This is a genomic window from Sphingomonas faeni (assembly GCF_003053745.1).
GTDB lineage: Bacteria > Pseudomonadota > Alphaproteobacteria > Sphingomonadales > Sphingomonadaceae > Sphingomonas > Sphingomonas faeni.
The window spans coordinates 85,040-107,516 of sequence record NZ_QAYE01000003.1 but is presented as its reverse complement, the minus strand read 5'-3'; the positions used below and the strand labels follow the sequence as shown (position 1 = coordinate 107,516).

Annotated in this window: 27 protein-coding genes and 1 tRNA gene; 16 read left to right on the top strand and 12 right to left on the bottom strand. The window is 65.2% G+C overall.

All coding sequences use genetic code 11. From position 1 onward, the window contains the following. From phoU to C8J25_RS07045, 4 genes are all read left to right on the top strand, one after another. Entirely contained in the window at positions 1-690 is a 690-nt protein-coding gene (gene phoU / locus C8J25_RS07060) for a phosphate signaling complex protein PhoU (RefSeq protein ID WP_056057297.1), read from the top strand. Continuing rightward, positions 690-1,382 carry a phosphate regulon transcriptional regulator PhoB gene (gene phoB, locus C8J25_RS07055; RefSeq protein ID WP_055873047.1) on the top strand — a complete coding sequence of 231 codons (693 nt, stop codon included), beginning with the start codon at positions 690-692 and terminating at the stop codon, positions 1,380-1,382. Before phoU ends, phoB begins: the two co-directional genes overlap by 1 nt. A 116-nt stretch (positions 1,383-1,498) precedes the next feature. Then, a complete protein-coding gene (locus tag C8J25_RS07050) occupies positions 1,499-1,864 on the top strand; it encodes a hypothetical protein (RefSeq protein WP_107953619.1) in 366 nt (121 codons plus the stop codon). Between the two features lie 98 nt (positions 1,865-1,962). After that, positions 1,963-2,862 (top strand): SDR family NAD(P)-dependent oxidoreductase, encoded by a 900-nt coding sequence (locus C8J25_RS07045; RefSeq protein ID WP_107953617.1) that lies wholly within the window; start codon positions 1,963-1,965, stop codon positions 2,860-2,862. A 147-nt stretch (positions 2,863-3,009) separates the two neighbouring features. Here the strand turns inward: C8J25_RS07045 and C8J25_RS07040 are convergent, their stop codons facing one another. Beyond that, a complete protein-coding gene (locus C8J25_RS07040; protein WP_244186861.1) occupies positions 3,010-3,642 on the bottom strand; it encodes a S24 family peptidase in 633 nt (210 codons plus the stop codon). 115 nt (positions 3,643-3,757) lie between these two features. Between C8J25_RS07040 and C8J25_RS20665 the strand changes: the two genes are divergently transcribed. The 4 genes from C8J25_RS20665 to C8J25_RS07025 all read left to right on the top strand — a co-directional run bounded on the left by C8J25_RS20665 (position 3,758) and on the right by C8J25_RS07025 (position 6,716). Continuing rightward, a complete protein-coding gene (locus C8J25_RS20665; RefSeq protein ID WP_165895153.1) occupies positions 3,758-3,934 on the top strand; it encodes a hypothetical protein in 177 nt (58 codons plus the stop codon). 2 nt (positions 3,935-3,936) lie between these two features. Then, entirely contained in the window at positions 3,937-4,257 is a 321-nt protein-coding gene (locus C8J25_RS07035; protein ID WP_107953613.1) for a hypothetical protein, read from the top strand. Between the two features lie 67 nt (positions 4,258-4,324). Next, positions 4,325-5,509 (top strand): acyl-CoA dehydrogenase, encoded by a 1,185-nt coding sequence (locus C8J25_RS07030; RefSeq protein ID WP_056055772.1) that lies wholly within the window; start codon positions 4,325-4,327, stop codon positions 5,507-5,509. Between the two features lie 73 nt (positions 5,510-5,582). Further along, the gene (locus C8J25_RS07025) at positions 5,583-6,716 is read left to right on the top strand and encodes a CaiB/BaiF CoA transferase family protein (protein WP_107953611.1); all 1,134 of its coding nucleotides are present in this window, start codon (positions 5,583-5,585) and stop codon (positions 6,714-6,716) included. Positions 6,717-6,777: 61 nt separating this feature from the next. Here C8J25_RS07025 and C8J25_RS07020 read toward each other — a convergent pair whose 3' ends face one another. After that, a complete protein-coding gene (locus tag C8J25_RS07020) occupies positions 6,778-8,073 on the bottom strand; it encodes a sugar MFS transporter (protein ID WP_107953608.1) in 1,296 nt (431 codons plus the stop codon). Positions 8,074-8,178: 105 nt separating this feature from the next. Here C8J25_RS07020 and C8J25_RS07015 point away from each other — a divergent pair, with 105 nt between their 5' ends. From C8J25_RS07015 to C8J25_RS06995, 5 genes are all read left to right on the top strand, one after another. After that, positions 8,179-8,724, top strand: coding sequence for a (2Fe-2S)-binding protein (locus C8J25_RS07015; protein WP_107953606.1), 546 nt, complete (start codon positions 8,179-8,181; stop codon positions 8,722-8,724). Positions 8,725-9,122: 398 nt separating this feature from the next. After that, on the top strand, positions 9,123-10,067 hold the full coding sequence (locus C8J25_RS07010; RefSeq protein WP_107953604.1) for an RcnB family protein: 945 nt from the start codon (positions 9,123-9,125) through the stop codon (positions 10,065-10,067). Between the two features lie 116 nt (positions 10,068-10,183). Further along, positions 10,184-10,867, top strand: a complete 684-nt coding sequence (locus C8J25_RS07005; RefSeq protein WP_107953602.1) for a prolyl hydroxylase family protein — start codon at positions 10,184-10,186, stop codon at positions 10,865-10,867. Positions 10,868-11,301: 434 nt separating this feature from the next. Continuing rightward, the gene (recJ, locus tag C8J25_RS07000; protein ID WP_107953600.1) at positions 11,302-13,065 is read left to right on the top strand and encodes a single-stranded-DNA-specific exonuclease RecJ; all 1,764 of its coding nucleotides are present in this window, start codon (positions 11,302-11,304) and stop codon (positions 13,063-13,065) included. 61 nt (positions 13,066-13,126) lie between these two features. After that, positions 13,127-13,201 (top strand) — tRNA-Glu (locus C8J25_RS06995). Positions 13,202-13,211: 10 nt separating this feature from the next. On the opposite strand, the gene C8J25_RS21090 is transcribed toward C8J25_RS06995, so the two are convergent. From C8J25_RS21090 to C8J25_RS06985, 3 genes are all read right to left on the bottom strand, one after another. Beyond that, positions 13,212-13,514, bottom strand: a complete 303-nt coding sequence (locus C8J25_RS21090; RefSeq protein WP_244186859.1) for a site-specific integrase — start codon at positions 13,512-13,514, stop codon at positions 13,212-13,214. A gap of 108 nt (positions 13,515-13,622) precedes the next feature. Next, a complete protein-coding gene (locus C8J25_RS21085; RefSeq protein ID WP_244186857.1) occupies positions 13,623-14,318 on the bottom strand; it encodes a hypothetical protein in 696 nt (231 codons plus the stop codon). Continuing rightward, on the bottom strand, positions 14,300-14,545 hold the full coding sequence (locus tag C8J25_RS06985; RefSeq protein WP_107953597.1) for a hypothetical protein: 246 nt from the start codon (positions 14,543-14,545) through the stop codon (positions 14,300-14,302). Before C8J25_RS06985 ends, C8J25_RS21085 begins: the two co-directional genes overlap by 19 nt. Before the next feature lie 274 nt (positions 14,546-14,819). Here C8J25_RS06985 and C8J25_RS06980 point away from each other — a divergent pair, with 274 nt between their 5' ends. From C8J25_RS06980 to C8J25_RS21330, 3 genes are read left to right on the top strand one after another with little or no spacing between them, the layout of a single operon-like run. Further along, positions 14,820-15,278, top strand: coding sequence for a MarR family winged helix-turn-helix transcriptional regulator (locus tag C8J25_RS06980; protein ID WP_107953595.1), 459 nt, complete (start codon positions 14,820-14,822; stop codon positions 15,276-15,278). After that, on the top strand, positions 15,275-15,622 hold the full coding sequence (locus C8J25_RS21335; RefSeq protein ID WP_341871526.1) for an NAD-dependent epimerase/dehydratase family protein: 348 nt from the start codon (positions 15,275-15,277) through the stop codon (positions 15,620-15,622). Before C8J25_RS06980 ends, C8J25_RS21335 begins: the two co-directional genes overlap by 4 nt. Positions 15,623-15,634: 12 nt before the next feature. Next, positions 15,635-16,090 (top strand): NAD-dependent epimerase/dehydratase family protein, encoded by a 456-nt coding sequence (locus tag C8J25_RS21330; protein ID WP_341871525.1) that lies wholly within the window; start codon positions 15,635-15,637, stop codon positions 16,088-16,090. 52 nt (positions 16,091-16,142) lie between these two features. Here C8J25_RS21330 and C8J25_RS06970 read toward each other — a convergent pair whose 3' ends face one another. The 7 genes from C8J25_RS06970 to C8J25_RS06940 form a co-directional block, all read right to left on the bottom strand. After that, the gene (locus C8J25_RS06970; RefSeq protein ID WP_107953593.1) at positions 16,143-16,898 is read right to left on the bottom strand and encodes an SDR family NAD(P)-dependent oxidoreductase; all 756 of its coding nucleotides are present in this window, start codon (positions 16,896-16,898) and stop codon (positions 16,143-16,145) included. Positions 16,899-16,963: 65 nt separating this feature from the next. Next, complete coding sequence (locus tag C8J25_RS06965) at positions 16,964-19,120, bottom strand: xanthine dehydrogenase family protein molybdopterin-binding subunit (protein WP_244186855.1); 2,157 nt, start codon at positions 19,118-19,120, stop codon at positions 16,964-16,966. 25 nt (positions 19,121-19,145) lie between these two features. Continuing rightward, positions 19,146-19,832, bottom strand: coding sequence for an Isoquinoline 1-oxidoreductase subunit (locus tag C8J25_RS06960; protein WP_107953591.1), 687 nt, complete (start codon positions 19,830-19,832; stop codon positions 19,146-19,148). Then, positions 19,829-20,299 carry a (2Fe-2S)-binding protein gene (locus C8J25_RS06955; protein ID WP_107953589.1) on the bottom strand — a complete coding sequence of 157 codons (471 nt, stop codon included), beginning with the start codon at positions 20,297-20,299 and terminating at the stop codon, positions 19,829-19,831. Before C8J25_RS06955 ends, C8J25_RS06960 begins: the two co-directional genes overlap by 4 nt. Positions 20,300-20,425: 126 nt before the next feature. Then, entirely contained in the window at positions 20,426-20,695 is a 270-nt protein-coding gene (locus C8J25_RS06950; RefSeq protein ID WP_146173311.1) for a hypothetical protein, read from the bottom strand. Between the two features lie 35 nt (positions 20,696-20,730). Next, complete coding sequence (locus C8J25_RS06945) at positions 20,731-21,303, bottom strand: class I SAM-dependent methyltransferase (protein ID WP_208622548.1); 573 nt, start codon at positions 21,301-21,303, stop codon at positions 20,731-20,733. A 119-nt stretch (positions 21,304-21,422) separates the two neighbouring features. Further along, positions 21,423-22,391 carry an SDR family oxidoreductase gene (locus C8J25_RS06940; protein WP_107953585.1) on the bottom strand — a complete coding sequence of 323 codons (969 nt, stop codon included), beginning with the start codon at positions 22,389-22,391 and terminating at the stop codon, positions 21,423-21,425. Positions 22,392-22,477: the final 86 nt, after the last annotated feature.

The following is a 22,477-nucleotide window of genomic DNA, read 5'->3' as shown; positions in this document are numbered from 1 at the left end:
ATGAACACGCATACGGTCAAGGCCTTCGACAACGACATCGGCGAGCTCCGCGGGTTGATCTCACAGATGGGCGGGCTCGCCGAGGACGCGATCGACAAGGCGATGCAGGCGCTGCAACGCAACGACCTCGCGCTCGCGGAGCAGGTGCGCGTCGCCGACAAGCAGATCGACGTCATCGAGGCGGAGGTCGAACGCCTTGCGGTACGGATCATCGCGCTGCGCGCGCCGATGGCGGTCGATCTTCGCGAGGTCGTCGCCGCGCTGAAGATCGCCGGCGTCGTCGAGCGGATCGGCGACTACGCCAAGAACATCGCCAAGCGCGTGCCCATGATCGAGAGCGAGCACCGGATCGAGCCGATCTCGATCCTGCCGGCGATGGGCCGGATGGCGAGCGAGATGGTCCACGACGTGCTCGACGCGTTTGCCGCGCGCGACCCCGAGGAAGCCGTCCGCGTCGTCGAATGCGACAATGCGCTCGACGATTTCTACGACAGCATCTTCCGCACGCTCGTCACCTACATGGTCGAGAACCCCAGGACGATCGGCCAGGTCGCGCATCTGCTGTTCGTCGCCAAGAACCTCGAGCGGATCGGCGATCACGCCACCAACGTCGCCGAGATGGTCTATTTCGCCGCGACCGGCACGCAGATGGTCGATCGCGAACGCGGCATAAAGAAGGAGCAGGCATAATGGCACGCGCAAAAATGCTGTTGGTCGAGGACGATGCTGCGCTGGCCGAATTGCTGGTCTGGCATTTTAAGCGCGAGGATTTCGAGATCGCGCATACCCCCGATGGCGAGGAAGCCTTGCTGCTCGCCAAGGAGAAGGTGCCCGATATTGTCCTGCTCGACTGGATGGTCGAGGGGTTGTCGGGGATCGAGGTGTGCCGACGCCTGCGCCGTGCGCCCGAGACGCAGAACGTGCCGATCATCATGCTCACCGCGCGCGGTGAGGAAGAGGATCGCGTGCGGGGCCTCGAAACCGGTGCCGACGATTACGTGACCAAGCCCTTCTCGCCGCGCGAACTCGTCGCGCGCGTCGGCGCGGTGTTGCGCCGCGTCCGCCCTGCCCTCGCCGGCGAAGCGCTCAGCTATGCCGACATCGAGATGGACACGGTCGGCCACAAGGTGCGTCGCTCGGGCGAAGTCGTGTCGCTCGGACCGACCGAGTTCCGCCTGCTGAAGCATTTCCTCGAGCATCCGGGCTGGGTGTTCTCGCGCGAACGCCTGCTCGATGCGGTGTGGGGGCACGACAGCGATATCGAGAGCCGGACGGTCGACGTGCACATCCGTCGGCTGCGCAAGGCGATCAACGTCGGCGAACGTCCGGACATTATCCGCACCGTTCGTTCGGCGGGTTATTCGCTCGATACGGGCGGATAAGGACTCTGTCCCGCGATGGGGCGAATGGAATCGGATGCGAAACGAAGGACCCAAGCGCGACTTAGTGCGTTCAGACGTCGCGCTACCAAAATGGTGCACCCATTTAGGAGATTCACATGAAGTCCATCCTTCTCGCCGCCGCCGCTCTTCTCGCGTCGCCCGTGATCGCCCAGACGACGCCGCCGGCAGACCCCGCCGCGCAGCCTGCGCCGGCCGATCCCGCGATGCAGACGGCCCCGGCCGATCAGGCTGCCCCTGCCGACCCCGCAGCGCCTGCTGCACCGGCGGATCAGGCAATGGCGGCTCCTGCCGATCCGGCAGCGGCACCAGCCGCACCGATGGCAGGCGCACCGATGGCGCCGGGCGCAGGTCGCGTGACGTTCGGCCAGCCGACGGTAACGCCGCCGACGCCGGCACCGGCGACGTATCCGGTGTGCTCGAAGACGGTCAAGGACGGCTGCCGCAACCTCGGCGGCAAGTAACTGACGTCTGCGTAAGTGGCGGATTTATCCGCCGCTTGCACGGCTAGCTTTACGTTCTAGGAAAGGCGCTCCAACGATAAGAGAGGAGCGCCTTTTCCATGTCTATTAGCTTTGACGGCCGGGTTGCCATCGTGACCGGTGCGGGTGGCGGCTTGGGGCGCGAATATGCGCTCGAACTCGCGCGCCGCGGCGCGAAGGTCGTGGTCAACGATCTGGGTGCTTCGCGCGACGGCACCGGACATTCCGACGCCGCGCTGAAAGTTGTCGAGGAAATCGAAGCGGCCGGCGGTGAGGCAATGTCGAACGGCGGCAGTGTCACCGACTACGACCAGATGGTCGAGATGGTCGCCCGCGCCTCCGAGAAATGGGGCAGCGTCCACATCCTCATCAACAACGCCGGCGTGCTGCGCGACAAGAGCTTCGCCAAGATGGAGCCGGCCGACTTCAAGTTCGTCGTCGACGTCCACCTCAACGGCTCGGCCAACGCCACCAAGGCGGTATGGGACACGATGCGCGCGCAGAATTACGGCCGCATCCTGATGACCGCGTCGTCGACCGGTCTCTTCGGCAATTTCGGCCAGGCGAACTACGGTGCCGCCAAGCTAGGTCTTGCCGGGCTTACCAAGACGCTCGCGATCGAGGGTGCGAAGAACAACATCAAGGTCAACACGATCGCGCCGACCGCGGGCACGCGCATGACGCAGGACATCTTCCCCGAGGAAGCGTTCAAGGCGTTCTCCCCCGACAAGGTCGCGCCAGCCGCGGTGTTCCTCGTGTCGGAGGACGCGCCGACCAACATGATCGTCGGTGCGGGTGCCGGCGTGTTCCAGGCGGCGTACGTGACGCTGACGCAGGGCAAGTTGCTGACCGGCGACGACCTGTCGGTCGAGGGTGTCGCGGCACATTGGGACGCGATCATCGACCGGACTGGTGAGATCGTCCCGCAGTCGGGCTCGGAACAGTCGATGACCATCCTGAGCAAGCTGCAGGGGCGCTGACTCCTGGGCATCCCTGCAAGGGGAGGCTTTTCTACCCGTTCCCCCGCGGAAGCGGGGGTCCAGGACCACGAACGTTGTCGGTTGTAACCCTGGGCTCCCGCTTTCGCGGGAGTACCGGATCCATTTAAGGAAGCTGCGGCTCCATCCTTACCGCGGCTCTCGCATTTGCCAGACTACGCGGCCGATGACGGCGATCGCTCCGTCCGGCACAGCCGCCGCGTCCGGGTTATCGCTCGTCGCAACCAACGCTCCCCGTATAAGGGCGACGCGCTTTACCATCACCGCGTCGTCGATCCGGATGACGTACACCCCCCCCTTTGCACGCGGCGTACGGTCGGCGGTGTCGACCACGATGTGATCGCCGTCGAACAGTCCCGGCTCCATCGAAGTGCCGCGCACGCGGATGATTGCCGCCTGCCCGTCCCTTAGCCCGAGTTTTCGCGCGAGGCCGGGGTCCAGCGTGTCGGTGCCGAGCACGATCTCGCCATCGACCAGCGCGCCCGGCCCCGCCGATGCCGCGACGTCGAGCTTGCGGATGCGAAACCCTGCCGGCCGGTCGGCGGGCGCGCCCAGCGTCGCTTCGCTCACCCCCAGATATTCCGACAGCAATCGACGATCGCGTTCGCCGAGCACCCGCGGCGATCCGCGCCCGACATATTGCTGAAGGTAGGCCGCGTTGCGCCCCAACATCGCCGACAGCGCCGCCAGACTGTCGCCACGCGCAGCGGCCAGCATTGCCAGCGCGGTTCTTGGATCGGGATCAAACACGGTTCTAGCCACGCCCGAACCGTAGCGTAGGATTTTTCCTAGACAAGTAGGATTTGTCGGAACAGATCAAGAACACAGGCAGGGACCCGGGCCAGGGACTCGGGGCCAGGAACAGGAAGGAGCGACCATGTCCGTTCTCATCAAGATCGACCGATATCTACGGCAGACCGGCATGCCGACGTCGAAGTTCGGCCGGTTGGCGGTAGGCGATCCGCGGCTGGTCCACGATCTCCGACTCGGTCGCCAGCCGCGCGCGCCGATGGTGGCGCGGATCGAAACCTTTATCGAACGGCACGGATCGTGAGAATGGACGCGATCCGTGGTCCCGACGCGGGCACGCTGCTGATCCGCGCGCTTCGCGGCCATGCGGCGGCGGCAGGCCTGACGATGTACGTCGAGTCGATTGCGTGCACGCCTTGGGCGAGCGCTACGTTCGTCGGCACGCTGCACCGGTTGACGATCGCAGCAATGCCCGTACCCGGTCTTCGAGACTGGATCGCGGGCTTGCCCGAAGCGGAGTTCGCGATGCGCGGGCATATCGCCGTCGATCTCGTGGTCGACCGCATCGAGTTGATCGGCGACCGCGAGCATGTGACGATCGCGGTACTGACGCTGATCGACGCTTAAACCGCTTGAGAGGGGTGGACTTTCGCTGGCCGAACCACGAAGTCGGCGGTCAACGAAGGAGATTCATATGGCCGGGATGGGCAAGTTCGACTGGGCAGATCCGTTCCTGCTCGACGATCAGTTGAGCGAGGACGAGCGGATGATCCGCGACAGCGCGAAGGCCTATGCCGACGACAAGCTCGCACCCCGGATCATCGACGCGTTCCAGCACGAGCATACCGATCCCGCGATTTTCCGTGAAATGGGTGCGTTGGGGTTGCTCGGGCCGACCATCCCGGAGGAATATGGCGGCGTCGGTGCGTCCTATGTCGCGTACGGTCTGGTCGCGCGCGAGGTCGAGCGGATCGACTCGGGCTATCGCTCGATGATGTCGGTGCAGTCGAGCCTCGTGATGTACCCGATCAATGCATTCGGGTCCGAAGAGCAGAAGCGCAAATACCTGCCCAAGCTCGCGACCGGCGAATGGATCGGCTGCTTCGGGCTGACCGAGCCCGATGCGGGGTCCGATCCCGGCGGGATGACGACGCGCGCGAAGAAGACGGCCAACGGCTATGTCATCTCGGGTGCGAAGACGTGGATTTCCAATTCGCCGATCGCCGACGTGTTCGTGATCTGGGCAAAGTCCGACGAGCATGGCGGCGGCATCCGCGGCTTCATCCTGGAGCGCGGGATGAAAGGGCTGGAGACGCCCAAGATCGAGGGCAAGCTGTCGTTGCGTGCGTCGATCACGGGCATGGTGATGATGGACGAGGTCGAGGTCGGCGACGACGCGCTGCTGCCCGACGTGCAAGGATTGAAGGGGCCGTTCGGGTGCCTCAATCGCGCGCGGTACGGGATTTCCTGGGGTGCGCTCGGCGCGGCGGAGTTCTGTTTCCATGCGGCGCGGCAGTACGGGTTGGATCGCAACCAGTTCGGGACGCCGCTCGCCGGGCGGCAGCTTTTCCAGAAGAAGCTGGCGGATATGGAGACCGAGATCGCACTGGGGTTGCAGGCGTCGTTGCGCGTCGGGCGGCTGATGGACGAGGGCAGGTTTGCGCCGGAAATGGTTTCGATCGTGAAGCGCAACAACGTCGGCAAGGCGCTCGATATCGCGCGGATGTCTCGCGACATGCATGGCGGCAACGGGATTTCGGGGGAATATCAGGTGATGCGTCACCTGATGAACCTGGAGACGGTCAACACCTACGAGGGCGCGCATGACGTGCATGCGTTGATTCTCGGGCGCGCGATCACGGGTATCGCTGCGTTTTGATCAAATTAGGCAGTTTGTTTCCCCGCGAAGGCGGGGACCCAGTCTGGGCTCCCGCCTTCGCGGGAGAACACAGGTGAAGGATACGCCCCTCGCCGGCTTGAAGGTGGTCGAACTCGCCCGGATCCTTGCGGGTCCTTGGGCGGGACAGGTTCTTGCCGATCTCGGTGCCGAGGTGGTCAAGATCGAAAGCCCGGCCGGTGACGACACGCGAACCTGGGGTCCGCCGTTCATCGACAATCCTGACGGCACGCACGACGCCGCGTATTTCCATGCCGCCAATCGGGGCAAGCGGTCGGTCGTGGCTGACTTTACCACGCCTGAAGGACAGGCTGTCGTCCGCGACCTGATCGCCGATGCCGACGTCGTGATCGAGAACTTCAAGGTCGGCGGGCTGTCCAAATACGGGCTCGACTACGCCACGCTCGCCGCGATCTACCCGCGGCTGGTATATTGCTCGATCACAGGGTTCGGGCAGGACGGGCCCTACGCGCCGCGCGCGGGCTACGACTTCATCGTCCAGGGCATGAGCGGGATCATGGACCTGACCGGCGAGCCCGATGGCGCACCGCAGAAGATCGGGGTCGCGTTCGCCGACATCATGACCGGGCTGTATGCGGTGATCGCGATCCAGGCGGCGCTGGCGATGCGCGAGCGGACCGGCAAGGGTCAGCAGATCGACATGGCGCTGCTCGACACGATGACCGGGGTGCTGGCGAACCAGGCGATGAACTGGTTCGCGAGCGGCGTGTCGCCGACGCGGGTCGGGAATGCGCATATGAACGTCTGTCCGTATGCGGTGTTTCCGTGTGCCGATGGGTGGTTCATCCTGGCGGTCGGGAATGACGGGCAGTTCCGGCGGTTTTGCGACGCGATGGGCTTGCCCGAGATGCGCGACGATCCGCGGTTCGCGACCAATGCCGGGCGGTTGGCGTTCAAGGAATTGCTGTTCGCGGGGATCGAGGCGGCGACGTCTCTGGTGCCTAAGCTGGAGTTGCTCGCGCGGCTGGAGGCGGTCGGGGTGCCGGCCGGGCCGATCAATACGGTGGCGCAGGCTTTCGACGATCCGCAGGTGATTGCACGGGGGATGGCTATCGAGGTGGCGCGGCCGGATGGGTCTCTGGTCCCGGGGCTGCGTACGCCGATCCGGTTTTCGGAGGCCGATCTGGCAACCGGACGGGCCGCGCCGATGTTGGGGTCTAGCGACTAAGCATGTGTCCCCGCGAAGGCGGGGACCCAGTCTGGGCCCCCGCCTTCGCGGGGGAACACGCTCAGTAGGCCGCTTCCGCCACCGGCTTCCTCGCATACAACCCATAAGCCAGGATCAGCGCGTAGCAGATCGCCGGGAGCAGCAGCGCGAAGTGCAGGCTGCCCGACTTGTCCGCCAGCATTCCCGTCAGATACGGGACGATCGCGCCGCCGACGATCGCCGTAGCGATCACGCCCGAGCCTTCCGCCGCACGCTTGCCGAGACCTTCGGACGCGAGGCTGAAGATCGTCGGGAACATCACCGCGTTCATCAGGCCGATCGCCAGCAACGCCCAGCCCGACAGCGCGCCCTCGGTGTTCGCCGAGATCAGGATCAGCGCCAGCGTGCCCGTCGCGACGCCCGCGAGGACCTTGCCCGGCGACACCTTGTTCAGCACGTATGCGCCGATGAACCGGCCGACCAGCGCGCCGCCCCAGTAGAACGGCACGTGCTTGCCCGCGGCGACATCGCTCAGGCCCATCACGCTCGGCTGCATCAGATAGTTCACGATCAGCGAGCCGACCGCGACTTCGGCGCCGACGTACAAGAAGATGCACGCCGTCCCCATCGCGAAGCGCGGGCGCTTCAGCAGCGTGAACGCGTGGAAGATGCTGCCGGTCTGGTCCTGCTCCTCGTTGAGCCGGTTGCGGCGGGTCCACACCACCGCGGCGACGATCAGCAGCGCAATCGCGAGGCCGATATAGGTGTGCACGACGGTCCGCGACGATTCCGTCCGGTAGGCGTCGAGCGCGGCGCCGGTGAGCTTCGAGGAGTCGACCGTCGCCAGCCCGCCGAGGATCAACGCGGAGCCGACATACGGGAAGATGGTGGTGCCGAGCGAGTTGAACGCCTGCGCGAAGGTCAGGCGGCTCGAGGCCGACTTGGGATGGCCGAGCGCGGAGATCAGCGGGTTGGCGACGACCTGCACCACGGTGATGCCGGCGCCGAGCACGAACAGCGCGAACAGGAACATGCCGAAGCTCGCCTGCCCTGCGGCGGGGATGAACAGCAGGCAGCCCGCGGTCATCGTCACGAGACCGATCGACGCGGTCCGCATGTATCCGGCCTTGCGGACGATCGCGGCGGCAGGGATCGAGAACAGCGCATAGGCGAGGAAGAACGCCGACTGGACCAGCATCGCGGTCGCGTGGTCGAGCGTGAAGAGCTCCTTCATCTTGGGGATGATGATGTCGTTCAGCGAGGTGATGCCGCCGAAGATGAAGAACAGCGCGAACACGAACACGCGCAGGTCGGGCGCGTCGTAGCCGTGGCTGGCATCGCCTCCGGCTGCTGGTGTGGATTTGGTATCGACGTGCATCTTGGTGCGCCCCCTCGCGGTATTATCCGTGCGACATAAGCCGGGGCGGCAGCGCGTGGCAATGCCGCGTGGTGCGATCCGTCTCGCGGGGCTAGGACGGCGGGCATGAGCCGCTTCACCGTCAACAACGAACCGATCGAATACAAGCTCGACAACGAGACGCCGCTGCTGTGGGCGCTGCGCGATGCGTCGAACCTGACGGGGACCAAATATGGCTGCGGCACGGGGCAGTGCGGCGCGTGCACGGTCGATATCGATGGGCGCGCGGTGCGGAGTTGCCGGGTGCCGATCGGCTCGATCGAGGGGGCGTACGTCACGACGATCGAGGGGCTGTCGAAGGAGCGTAACCACCCGGTGCAGCTGGCGTTTATCGCGGAGTCGGTGTCGCAATGCGGGTTCTGCATCCCGGGGATGATCATGGCCGCCGCAGCCTTGCTGAAGCGCAATGCCGACCCGAGCGAAGCGCTGATCCGCGAGCAGATCACGAACCTGTGCCGATGCGGGGTGTATCCGCGGGTGGTCGAGGCGGTGCAGCGCGCGGGGCGGGCGACGCGGGGGGAAGAGGTTATTCCGGCAGGACCGCGCCCGGGGATCGATCCCGCGGACTCGGCGCGGCTGGTGCCGGCGCTGGTGCCACTGCCGGCGCGATAGGCGATCCCCAGAGCCAAGCTTGTTCTCCCGCGAAGGCGAGAGCCCAGTCTGGGCCCTCACCTTCGCGGGAGAATAAGTACGCGCGAACTGTGTGCAGTGGTTGGGCCGCCCACCCAACCGTCGCCAACATAATCGCCGCTACCCCTCCTGCACCACCCCGGCGAAGGCCGGGGCCCAATTGGAACGTCCAAGGTAATTAGTCGCGCGCCTCGTTACTTTCCGCCCCCAATTGGGCCCCGGCCTTCGCCGGGGTCGACGCTTCAAAGACGTAGCGACGTATCCGACCTAAACCTGTCTGATCGCTGACGAACCCATTCAGCCTCTCCACATAGCGTAAAGCCTAGACCCGACCCCATCACAGGAGCCGGCTCGTGCGCCGGCAGTCGAGGACGACGGCGATGACGGGCAAGTTTCTCAAACTCTTGATGGCGGCCTCCGCGTTGGTGCCGGCGACCATGATGGCAACGACCGCCACCGCGCAGCAGGCCGACCAAGACCGCGGTGACCGTGGACCGCGTCAGGATCGTGGCCAGCGTCCGGATCGCGGTGATCGTGGCCCGCGCGCGGACGGGCAGGCGTTCCAGCAGCAGCGTCCCGATCGCCTCGCCGCGCCCGACCAAGGCCAGCGCCCACAGCGCGCAGATTTCGGCACGCAGCCGCAAGTCCGCAGCGACCGCCCCGACGGTCAAGGACGTCGCGACTGGAACGGCCAGCGCGGCACCGGCCAAGGCTGGAACGGCCAGGCTCGTCCCGACGCGCAAGCCGGGCAGAACCGTCCCGACTGGAACCGAGGGCAAGATCGCCCCGGTTTCGACCGCGGCAACCAGCAGGCGGATCGCAGCCAGTTCGACCGCAACGGACGCGGCGACTGGCGCAACGACGGACGTAATGACGGACGGGGCGACAACCGAGGCGACTGGCGCAACGGCGGCCGCGACGGTTACCAGAACCGCCAACCCAACCGCGCCTATGGCAACGTTCAGGGCTATGGTCGCGGCGGCTACAATCAGGGCCATTACAACCAGGGCGGTGCATGGAACCGTGGCTGGAGAAACGACAACCGCTATGCCTGGAGCAATTACCGCGCTTCGAACCGCGGCGCCTACCGCCTCCCGCGCTACTACGCGCCGAGCGGCTGGGGATCGGGCTATCGTCGCTTCGGCGTCGGCTTTTCGCTGAACAGCATCCTCTACAACCAGAATTACTGGATCCAGGACCCGTACACCTACCGCCTGCCCGAAGCGTACGGCGCGTATCGCTGGGTGCGCTATTACAACGACGCGTTGCTGGTCGATCTCGACAGCGGCCGCGTGGTCGACACGGTGTACGACATCTTCTGGTAGGCTCCGGCTTACCGGCACGAGGTAACAGGGGAGAGCCCCGCGGTGGTCCAGATCACCGCGGGGCTCTTGCGTTTACCCCTCTTGCCTTTCGGGGCGAGTTCGCCAAATCCTGCGGCGTGGGTATCTTTTCAAAAGCCAAGAAGGTCGATCCGGCCGCGGCACTTCGCCAAACCTTCGGATCGCAGGTCGGCGCGCGCCTCGACGCCAATCCCGCGGTGCAGCGCATCGCGATGGACACGGTGCAGTTCTATTACCAGGACAAGTTCCTCGATCCCGCGACGTGCAAGCGACTGATCGCGGTGATCGATTCGAAGCGACGGCCGTCGACGCTGCTCTCCGATCGCCCGAACAGCAATTTCCGGACCAGCGAGAGCTGCGACATGGACCGCTGGTCGCCCGACGTGCAGCCGACCGACGAGGCGATCGCGACGTTGCTCGGGATCGACCTGCTCCACGGCGAGACGATGCAGGGCCAGCGCTATGCCCCCGGCCAGCAATTCCGCGCGCACCATGATTATTTCCACGAGTCCGAAAGCTATTGGGCGAAGATGCAGGAGCAAGGCGGCCAGCGGACGTGGACCGCGATGGTGTTCCTCAACGACGTCCCCGAGGGCGGCGCGACGTGGTTCCCGCAGGCCGGCGTCAAGATCGCGCCGAAACGCGGCATGCTGCTCGCGTGGAACAACATGAACCCGGATGGGACGCCGAACGGGCTGACGCTGCACGAGGGTATGCCGGTGGTCGAGGGCGTGAAGTATATCGTGACGAAGTGGTTTCGCGAGCGTCCCTGGATCAAGTGAAGGGGCGCAAACCGACTCCGACATCGCTCGCCTATCCCCTGTTGCGGATCCGGCCGGCGCGGATTCCTTATCTCGCCCCCCTCCCCGTTCGTCCTGAGTAGCCGTCGAGTAGGCGTCGAAGGCGGCGTATCGAGACGGCGTATCGAAGGACAGGTTGGTGGCACGGAACCGATGCTTCGATACGCGCCCTCGATACGCTTCTACGAAGCTACTCGGTCGCTACTCAGCACGAACGGGATTGGGGTCTCCCCTTCGCCAATTAGCCGCCTCTTAGAGGAAGCGCCGAACTGTTTCCCCGCGAAGGCGGGGACCCAGACTGGACTCCCGCCTTCGCGGGAGAACAAGACGCAATGGGTGCATGCGGTGGCAAGATCACCCTAACAACGCGCCCCCTCCCCGCTCGACAATCCCCCCAGAGCCACTACGTCCGAGGCATGACAGTTCTCGGCGTAACCTCCTCGATCCTCGGCCAGCCCTGGCGCTGGCGCGCGCTCGCCGCCGACGGCCGGGACGGCTTCGGGATCAACGGTTCAGGCGACGACCTCGTCACCCAGCTCCTCCTCGCCCGAGGCTGCCCCCGCGACGCGCTCGACGCGCACCGTACGCCGTCGATCCGCGCGTTCATGCCCGACCCGTCGATCTTCCGCGACATGGACCGCGCCGCAGAGCGCCTCGCAGACGCCGTACAAGCCGGCGAACAGGTCGCGATCTTCGGCGATTACGACGTCGACGGCGCCACCTCCGCCGCGCTGATGGTCCTGGTCCTGCGCGATCTCGGCATCGAAGCCCGCCCCTACATCCCCGACCGCCTGCTCGAAGGCTATGGCCCCTCGGGCGAAGCACTCGTCCGCCTCGCCAGCGAAGGCGCCTCGCTGATCGTGACGGTCGACTGCGGCGCACAGGCGTTCGACGCGCTCGACGCAGCCCGCGACGCGCAGGTCGACGTGATCGTCATCGACCACCACAAATGCTCGACCGCGCTCCCGCACGCGCTCGCGCTGGTGAACCCCAACCGCCTCGACGAGACCGAAGGCGCCGCGCATGGCCATCTCGCCGCGGTCGGCATGTGCTTCCTCGCCGCCGCCGCGCTGGTCCGCACGCTCCGCGCACGCGGCTTCTTCGCCGAGCGCGCCGAGCCGAAGCTGATCGACCTGCTCGACATCGTCGCACTCGGCACCGTCGCCGACGTCGCGCAACTCCGCGGCCTCAACCGCGCGTTCGTGTCGCAGGGCCTCAAGGTCATGGGCGCACGCAAGAACATCGGCGTCGCCGCACTCATCGAAGCCTCGCGCCTGACGCGCAACCCGACCTGCACGGACCTGGGCTTCGCGCTCGGCCCGCGCATCAACGCCGGCGGCCGGGTCGGCCGCGCAGACCTCGGCGTCCGCCTGCTGACCACGCAAGACCCCGACGAAGCGCGGGCGATCGCCACCGAACTCGATCGCCTCAACGAAGAACGCCGCGCGATCGAAACCGCCGTGCAGGAAGCCGCCGACCTGCTCTCGAGCCGAGACCGCGCGGTCGCCGTCGTTGCCGGCCATGGCTGGCACCCCGGCGTGATCGGCATCGTCGCCGGTCGCCTCAAGGAGAAGCTCGGCCGCCCCGCGATCGTCATCGCGATCGACGAGAACGGCATCGGCAAGGGCTCCGGCCGCTCGATTCCCGGCGTCGACCTCGGCGCAGCTGTAATGGCCGCGCGTGAACACGGACTGCTGGTGGCGGGCGGAGGCCACGCGATGGCCGCCGGGCTGACGATCAGCGAGGCGGCAATTCCCGCCTTCACCGACTTCCTCGAAGAACGCCTCGCCGCAGCGGTCGAGCGCTCGAACGGCGACCGAGCGCTGCTGCTCGATGCCGTCCTCGCGGCAGGCGGCGTAAACCCCGGCCTCGTCGAATCGATGGAAGCCGGCGGCCCCTACGGCATGGGCTGGCCAGCGCCGCGCGTTGCGATGGGCCCGGTCCGCGTGATCAAGGCGGACGTCGTCGGCAACGGCCACGTCCGCACGATCGTCGCCGGCGACGACGGCCGCAGCATCAAGGCGATGGCGTTCCGCGCGGCGGAAAGCGCGCTAGGCCAGGCGTTGCTGGGCGCCGCCCCTCACCGCAAGCTCTGGCTCGCCGGTCGCGCCAAGATCGACGACTGGTCCTCGCGCCCGTCCGCCGAACTCCATGTCGAAGACGCGGCGTGGGCGGACTAAATTCTTGTATCGAAACGCTTGACGCCCCGCCCCCTTCCCCTTAGTCGGCCTCCACCACGCAGGCCCCTTCGTCTAGCGGTTAGGACGCGGCCCTTTCACGGCTGAAGCACGGGTTCGATTCCCGTAGGGGTCACCAATGGCTGAAATCAGTCGTTTTTGGTGAGTGTGTTTGGAGCGGTTGCCCCCGACATCGTAATGATTTTGCCCCCGGTCATCCGATCGGCTGCGCCACGAGCCACCATCAGGGCCCTCGCGCGCTTGCTGTAGTGGCGCACCATCTCCGGCGACATGCCGAGGATCTCGCCGATCTCGCTGTCGTTGATGCCGCATTCGACCAGGTAGCAGCACGCGTTCTTGCGCAGTCCATGGAACGAGAAGCTGGCGTCCTCGCGGATCATCTCGCGCGCGATCCGATCAGCGATCACCTCCTGCACCGCGGGCTCTGACATCAGCTTGCGCAGCCGCTCCTGGATGGCGGCGGTCGTCTTGAACGGCGCGCCTGACCGCTCGTAGAGCAGCGTGACAGAACGCCGAGGCAGCTTGGCAAGCTCCTCTAGCTAGAACGGATGCATCGGCACGGCGACGTCCTTCGTCACGCCGCCCTTGCGCTTTTTGACTTGCGTGAATTCCATGATGCCGGCGGTGATCCAGCCGTACTGCATCCTGACGCAATCGCTCACCCGCTGCCCGGAGCATAGTCCGGTGACGATCGCGAGGCGCGTCATGGGCGTAGCCTCGGCGAGACACACGGCCAATAGGTCGGCCGGCCACGGCTCGTGCTCGCCGATCGCGAGGATCGGGATCTTGTCGCATGGATTGTCGTCGCGCAGCCCGAGCTTGATCGCGTGGCGCATCAGTGAGCCGAACGCGCTCAGCCATACGTTCGCCTTGCCGGGGGTATCGGCATAGGTGTCGCGCATCTTGAACAGGCTGACCGGGCGGACGCCGGCGACCGTACGGTGACCGTGCACGGTGGCGATCAGCTGTAGATAGCGGCCTTGGTTCTCGCGCGTTTTGAGGCCCTTCGCCTGCCACTCCGGGCTCGCTCGGTAGTCGGCGACCAGCCATCCGAGAGTGCCGCGCGCAGGCCCCACGACGACGGCCTCGGGCTTTGACAGCCACGCATACTCTTCGGCGACGTCGGGGCTGTCGCCGGCCGGAAGGCGGATATACGTGTCCTTCCCGCCGATCTTACGCCGAAAGTACAGCAGCCCTTTGCGTTCGGTGACGTTCTTCACCGCAAGTCGTCCCACGAGCTATCTCCATCGCCGTCGGCGACAGGCTGGGGGATGGCGAACTGCTTGGCAATGATCCTGTCCAGCTGGACACGCGCCCACAGGACGTTCGCGCCCTCCTTCACGCCGATCGCACCGAAGCGCGTGGCGAAGGTCGACTTCGATATGCCCATGTAGATTGCGGCAACGTCGGCCGTCATGCGGGCCGGCCAGTCGGGTAGCTTTTCGAGGCGCGCGAGGTTCATGCTGCCGCTCGCTCCTGCTCGACGTACCCCATGCTGCGCAGCTGCTGGTTCACCATCGTGATGAAGCGCCGGCTTTCGAAATGCGGACGCTCCTGCCACCAGAGCATCGCCTCGATCGCGGCAGGCCACCCGAACGTGATCTACAGAAAACTCCGTACAAAGATGATGCGCCATCTACCGCCGCACGAAGTCCGCTTCAGTTCTGGATCGATTCTCACCCAAATGAATGGACTGCCCATTTGACATCTTGTTAGCCACCTAACATATATGCTAGATGGCTATCAAAATTGATGATCTCGAACCAGCCTCGGTAGGAGCATGGGCAAAGCGATGTTACTTCGCCGGACGTGCGATGATGGAGGCGGCTCTTCGGCCGCACGGTCTTGGCGCGACGCAATGGTATGTCCTGCACCAGCTTGGTCACGTCGGGCCGACGATGCAGCGCGAACTGGTGCGATTGCTTCGGGTCGAACGCGCCACCTTGAGCATCATCGTCGGCACGCTCGTCCGAAAGGGATTGATCGAGCAAGTTCCGGACACCGTCGACCAGCGGCAGAAACTGCTGCGCCTGACACCGGCGGGCAAGAGCCTGTGGGCCGACCTGCCTGATCTCGGCTTCATCCATGACGCGGCATTCGCCGGGTTTTCCAAGGCCGACATCGCGATCACGACACGGGTGCTCAAGGCAGCGACCGAACGCCTAAATCAACATCTTGAGGGAGAGCCGACATGACGATCCTCGTGACCGGCGCGACCGGACTGGTCGGCCAACGCTTGCTACCTCGCCTCGTGGAGGCTGGCGTGGCGTGTCGCGCGCTGGTTCGTCCCGGCAAGGACGGTCCTGCGGGAGTGGTCGCCGTCGAGGGCGACCTCTTCGATCCGGCGTCGTTGGCACGCGCTGTCGACGGCGTTTCGAGTATCGTGCATCTGGCAGCGGTGTTCCGCACGCCGGACACTGCGCTGATCTGGAAAAGCAATCTCGAAGGCACGCAGAACCTGATTGCCGCGGTCCAGGCTCATGCTCCCGCAGCGCGCTTCATTCTGTCGAGCACGTCGCACGTCTATGCCAGGAACTAGCCATATCCGGGGTTGGAGACCGATGCCGTCGAACCGGCAGAGGCATATCCGGCCAGCAAGATCGCGGCAGAAGCCACGCTGCGCGAAAGTGGCCTGAACTGGTCGATTCTTCGGTTCCCGTTCGTATACGGCGACGGCGACGGCCATCTCGCGATGTTGCCTCGGCATGTGGCTGCGTTCGGATTTCATCCGGCCAACCGTATGAGCACGGTCCACCACCGCGACATCGCAACCGCGACAAAGCTCGCATTGGACGGGACTTTCGACGGTCATATCGTCAATATCGCCGATGAGGCGCCGACCACGATCTACGAACTTGTCGACATGGTCGGCGAGTCGATGCCGCCGTCCTGCGAACCCATGCCGGATCCCTGGCATCTCCATATCGACGCATCGCTTGCGCGCAGCCTTGGTTTTCGACCGATAGTGAGGACCGTTTACCAGGCCGCGCAGGAAGGTATCCTGTAAGGGAGCGGCGCGGTCGCGTACAAAGCCCAAGGGCAGATGCCAACGCCCGGTATCACCACGGAACGACACCCATCGTGGCATGCGTGAACGTACCGGTGGGACCAGCAGCACCGAACACCGCCACGCGTACGGCCTCGACCGCACCTTCCTCGGGCGTATCCGTGCCAGCAAAACCGGTTAGTCTGGTCCGGGTAAAGCCGGGTGAGACCGCGTTGACGTTGATGCCGTAAGGCTCAAGCTCGATAGCCATCGCGAGGGTCAGCGCGTTGAGTGCGGTTTTCGAGGCGGCGTAATTGACGTCGAACAGTGGCCTCAACGGGAAGTCGGGGTCCGAGTTCAAGGTCAGCGACCCCATGCCGCTGGACACGTTGACGATGCGCGCGTTCGGCGTGTCGCGCAGGATCGGCACCATCGCCTGATAGACGGCGAGAACGCCGAACACGTTCGTCTCCCAGACCGCGCGCGTTTCGTCGAGGGACGCAGTGCTTGGACGACCTGCGCTGGCCAACTCCTCCCCCGCCTGTATTTGATCGCGCGTGGTTGCAATGGCGGCGTTCTGGACAAGTACGTCCAAGCGACCGAACTCTTGAGATATTCGCTTCGCGGCTGCCGTAATCGAGAGCAGGTCGGTAACGTCCAGTTGCACGGCGACCGCGGTCTGCCCGACATCCGCGGCCGCGACTTCACCGCGGGTGAAATCGCGCGACCCCACGAGAACGGTGAAGCCGCTAGCCGCGAGGCCTTTGGCGATCTCGAGGCCGATGCCTTGGTTGGCGCCTGTGACAAGCGCGACAGGTGTATCCTGCATGTTCAATCTCCTAGCGTAATGGCATCAGCACCGTGGTTTCCGCTGAACGAAATACCGGGCGTCGCTCAGATCGGCAGGCTTGCGGTCGGACGTCCGGTCAAAGCCAAGATCGCGTTCGCAATGGCTGGTGCGATCGGCGGCACGCCGGGTTCGCCCATGCCGGACGGCCTGTTGGTAGAGGCAATGATGTGCGTCTCGACCGCCGGCATGTCGCTCATGCGCACGACCGGATAGCGGTCGAAATTGGTTTCCTGGACGATGCCGTCCTTGAGCGTGACGGCGCCGAAAAGCGCAGCGGAAAGGCCGAAACCGATGGCCCCCTCCATCTGCGCCGCGATCTGGTCGGGTGAGATGGCGATACCGCAATCCACCACCGCGACGACCCGGCGGACGATCGGGCGGCCATCCTCCAGCCTGACTTCGGCAACCTGGCCGACGACGGTGCCGAAGCATTCGTGAAGGGCGATCCCGCGTGCCCAGCCGGTGTCGATCGGCTTGCCCCAATCGGCCTTGCGGCAGAGTTCGTCGAGCACCGCGAGATGCCGCTTCGCGCCCGCCCGGCGGTAGATCGAACGCCGATACTCCGCCGGATCCCGCCCGACCCGGCGTGCGAGCTGATCGACGATATGCTCCATTACCATGCCGTTGTAGGAATGACCGACCGATCGCCAGAATGCGACCGGCACCGGACAAGTCGGTGAGAAGACCTTGCCGTCAATGATCTCGGCCGCTGCCAGATAGGGCGATTCACCGATACCCTCGACCGCGGGTATGTTCGGAACAAACGGCAGCAGCGGCTGGGCGACGAGATGGTGCCGCCACCGTTTCGGGACGCCGCCCGCATCAAGCTCGACCCAGACTCGGTGGTGCGTCATCGGACGGAAATACCCCGACGACATCTCGTCTTCGCGCGTCCACATCAACTTGACCGGCCGTCCGTCGGTGCGCTTGGCAATCCGCACACATTCGACCAGATAGTCGGACACCATGACGCCGCGTCGACCGAACGATCCGCCGGCCGGCACGACCCGAATATCGACGCGGCCGGGGATCGTGGTCGCGATCCGTGCGGCCTGTATCTGGTCGACCGACACCAGGTGCGACCCCGAGATGATCTTGACGTCCCAGCCGTCGACCTGCGCCACGCAATCGAGCGTCTCCATCGGCGCATGAGCGAGATAGGGAAAATCGAACGTGAACAGGATCGCATCGCGGCCGAACGCGACCTCCGGATGATCACCCTTCGTGGCGAAATCGCCGGGCTCGACATCGGTCTGCCCGGTGGCGATCTGGTGATACTGGTGCACGATCTCCGGCGTGGAACGTGTTTCGGCAGCGCTGTCGTCCCATTCGATTTTCAGCGTATCGCGTCCCTGACGTGCGGCGAAACTATTGTCCGCGACGACCGCCACACCGGTCTCGATCGCGAAAACGTCGGAGACGCCCTTGACCTTGTACGCTTCGGTCGCGTCGAACCGCACGAGTGAGCCGCCGAAGCGCGGGCTGTGCGCGACCATCGCCACGAGCATAGCGGGCAACTGGACGTCCTGCGTATAAACCTGCTTGCCCGTACTTTTGGGCCGGCTGTCCTTCCGCCGTACCCGGTCGGTGCCGATCAGTCGGTAGGCCGTAGGGTGCTTCAGAGCAGGTTCCTGCGGCGGGGTCTGACGCGACGCATCAGCCAGCAGTTCGACGAAGGTCGCAGACCGGTTCGAACCCGCGTGAAGGACGACGCTGTCGCGTACCATGATCAGATGACGCGGAACGCCCCAGCGCAGTGCCGCCGCAGCGACGAACATGGCGCGGGCGGCCGCGCCGGCGGTGCGGAGCGGATCCCAGTGATTGGCGATCGCGGTGGAGCCGGCGGTGACCTGAATGCCGTAAGCGCGGAAATTGGCATGGGCGTCGATCACACGGACCCGGTCCCAGTCGGCATCGAGTTCCTCGGCGATCATGGCGGCAAGACCGACGTGGATCCCCTGCCCCATCTCCTGCTGTTTGTTGACGATCGTGACCCAGCCGTCCTTACCGATGCGGATGAACGAGCCGAAGACGCTGGGTTCGGGATCGTCACCGCCGCCTGCGAGGACTGCACCCGCGACCTGCATCGGATGCGTCGCAGTGTATCCAACGACGAGCGCGCCGCCCGCGAGCGTTCCACCGAGGATCATCTTGCGGCGCGTCATCCGGAAGCCACGCTTGGGGGCCGGCGTATCGATCACGAGCTATATCCTTTTTGCAGGGGGATCAGGCGGGGCATGTGCCACCGGTATCGAGCCAGGCTTTGATCAGCGCACCGAACTCCGCCTGTGTACCGGGCGCTGGAGTGCGCTTGCCACCAGGGTGCCAGGCCCAGCCGACCAGCTGGTCCGTCGCCATGTGATCGAGCAATTGCCCGCGTCCCATGTGCGAGCGCGTGGGGTCGAGGATCTGACGGCATATCTCACCGAGCGTCTTGCCAGCCCATGCCATCTCGATCGGCGCCAGCTTCCACTCAGGATTGCCGGGAACGCCCGACGACGCGAAATTCGCGTCATGATGGCAGGTCTTACAGCGGAGCGCCGGCGCACCGGCGTCGTCGGGCCCGCGAGTAACCCAAGGCAAATGGGGGCGCATTGCTTCCGTCTGCGTCGGGCGATCGGTGCGCGGGTGACAATTCATGCAACGCGGATGCTGGATCACGCGGCCCGCTTCCTCGAACAGAGCGACCGATCGCGTCTGCGGATCCGCGATTGTCGTGAACGCCGCAATCGGACGAAGATGCGCGATCTCGATCCGAGGATGGTGGGAAGGGAGCGGCTGCGCATCCGGCATCGGATGGGGACGCAGGACGAGCGAGAGCGCCAGGATCGAGCCGGCCACCACCAGCACCAGGACGGACAGACAGCCCGTGCGCCAGCCTCGCGTTGTTCCAAGAATACGCCGCCACCTCATGCCTCGACGGATACGATCACGCGAGCCGCATCGTGGATCGCGGCGCGGATGCGGGTGTAGGTTGCACAGCGGCAGATGTTGCCGCTCATCGCGGCATCGATATCGCTGTCGGTCGGCGTCGGAACGGTCCGCAGCAACGCGATCGCGCTCATCACCTGACCCGACTGGCAGAAACCGCACTGCGGCACGTCGCGCGCGACCCAGGCATCCTGGACCGCCTTCGCTTCTGCCCCGTTCACAGCCTCGATCGTCACGATTTGCGCCGTTCCTACGGCGTCCAGCGCGAGCGAGCACGAGCGCGTCGGCTCGCCATCGACATGCACGGTACAGGCGCCGCATTGCGCGATGCCGCAGCCGTATTTGGTGCCCGTGAGCTTCAACGTGTCGCGCAGTACCCAGAGGAGTGGGATCTGGCCGTCCTGGCCGACGTGATGGATCGCGCCGTTGACCGAAAGCGAATACCGCATGGATTAATCCCGAATAGCGACGATAATGACGATGAGATTATGCCGGCCGGGCCAACGCGAGAACGCCGGATCCCCCGAAAAACATGCCCGTTTCTACAAGAGCGCGCGGGGCATTTGCGCGAACCGTCACCAAGCGAGAGCGCGACCCGCCAGAAACGGCACGACCCCGAGGACCACGACTATCGCCACGCGCACTTTCATATAATCGCGGACATCGGGGCGGACGAAGATCCGTCGCGCGTTTCGCACGTCGTCGACGAGTGTCAGCACGATGCCGGCGATCACCGCATAGGCAAGGAAGCCCCATAAAGTTGCGCCGGACACGCCGATCCTGGCGGGCAACAGCGCAACCATCACCACGTTCGCGGTCCAGTGCAGCAGAAAGTCCAAGGTCATCGAACGATCGCGTTCCAGTCGGGTGAGCGGAAGCATTAACCGGCGACCGCGCAAGCCGCGAGACGGTATACGGAAGCCGGTGGCACGTTGCGCAGCGTGGCCCCGACCCGCTCGGCAGCAAGCCCGAGACGGGTCAACACCTCATCCGGTACGGAACATCTCCAGCCGTAGGTAAAGAGGTACAGCGCCGCATCGGGTTTCATCCGCGCAAACGCGGCGCGCATGATGGCCTCGACCTGCATGGCGTCCATGCTTCGCAGGCCCAACCCACAGATGGCAGCACCGAAAATTCCAGTGCCGGCCGTTTGCGCATGGCTCAGGTCCGCGGCGTCGATGCCGAGTATCGTCGCACGCGGAAAACGCTGCTGCAGCAGCCGGGCGAAGATGGGGTTCTGCTCGACCAGCGTGAGATCGCTTTCGGCGACACCGCGCGCGACCAGCGCGTGCGTGAACACCCCGGTGCCCGGACCGAGTTCGAGCACTGTGCCCGTCGTCTCGTCGATCCCGCGGATCATGAGCGCTGCAAGCGCCTTGCCAGACGGCGCCACCGCCGCGGTACCGACGGGGTCACGCACCCACTCGAGAAGGAACCGGAACGGATCCAGCAATCGCCTGCTCGCGGGATCGTGGAGGTTGGATGCCGTATCGACGGTCCTCGGGTAACCACGGTCCAACGAGAGCACGTCCGAACTGAGTCGCCCTTGTGCCAGGTGCCCGCCATGCCGGGTCACGTCGCGTAGCCCGCGGTGTTGGTGCCGGACAGGGCTTCTCCGCACGGAACAGGGTGGAACTTCACGGCAGTCAGCGTTTCCGACACCTGCCAAAGACGGGCGACCGCCGTCTCATCGAGCGCCTGTGGCGGCACAATCGCTAGCGTCGGAAAGCCGCGCGTTTCGCCCAATCTGTCAGGACCGTAATAGGCACCGCCGTGCGCCTCGAGCGATGTCGCGGCGAACAGAGTGGGGAGCGCCCCCTGATGGGCAGGCTGAAACAGAAACGGCAGCAGGGAGCGTGCGATGCCGTACGCGCTCCAGCGACCGGGCGCATTATGCAACAGATCGGTGCGCGAAACGCCGGGGTGCGCAGCGATACTGGTGATCCCCCAGCCCCCCGCCTTGCTCCGTCGATCGAGCTCGAGAGCAAACATCAAACAGGCGAGCTTGGACTGGCTGTAGACGGCCATCGGCCGGTAGCTGCGCAAGGCGTTCAGATCGTCGAAGTCGATCGTGCCAGCTCTGGCGGCGACGCTCGAAAGCGACACCACCCGGGTGTTACGGCCATTGCGAAGAAGCGGCAGGAGGTGAGCCGTCAGCGCGAAGTGGCCGAGGTAATTCGTGCCCAGCTGCAGCTCGAAACCGTCGCTCGTTTCCTGTCGGCGTGGCGGAACCATCACGCCGGCGTGGTTGATCAGTATGTCCAGCCTGTCCCACACAATCCGCAACCGCCCGGCGAATGCCGCGATCGACGTCAAGCTCGCCAAGTCGAGTTGCTCGAAGCGGACCTTCGCCAGGGGTATTGTCGCGCGAATTTTACGAACCGCCATGTCACCCTTTCGGGGATCGCGTCCGGCGATGACAATTTCGCTGCCGGCGCGCGCAAGCGCGAGCGCGTCTTCGAGACCAAGCCCGCCGGTGCCGGTCACGACGGCCATGCGGCCAATTTGCGAAGGGATGTCGGCCGCTGTCCAACGGGTCATGAAGATGCCTTCCTGGTTCGTATTCGGTGCGTCCTGGAAATACGCACGCGGCGAGAAACACCCATGCCCGAAGCTGGAAGTTACCT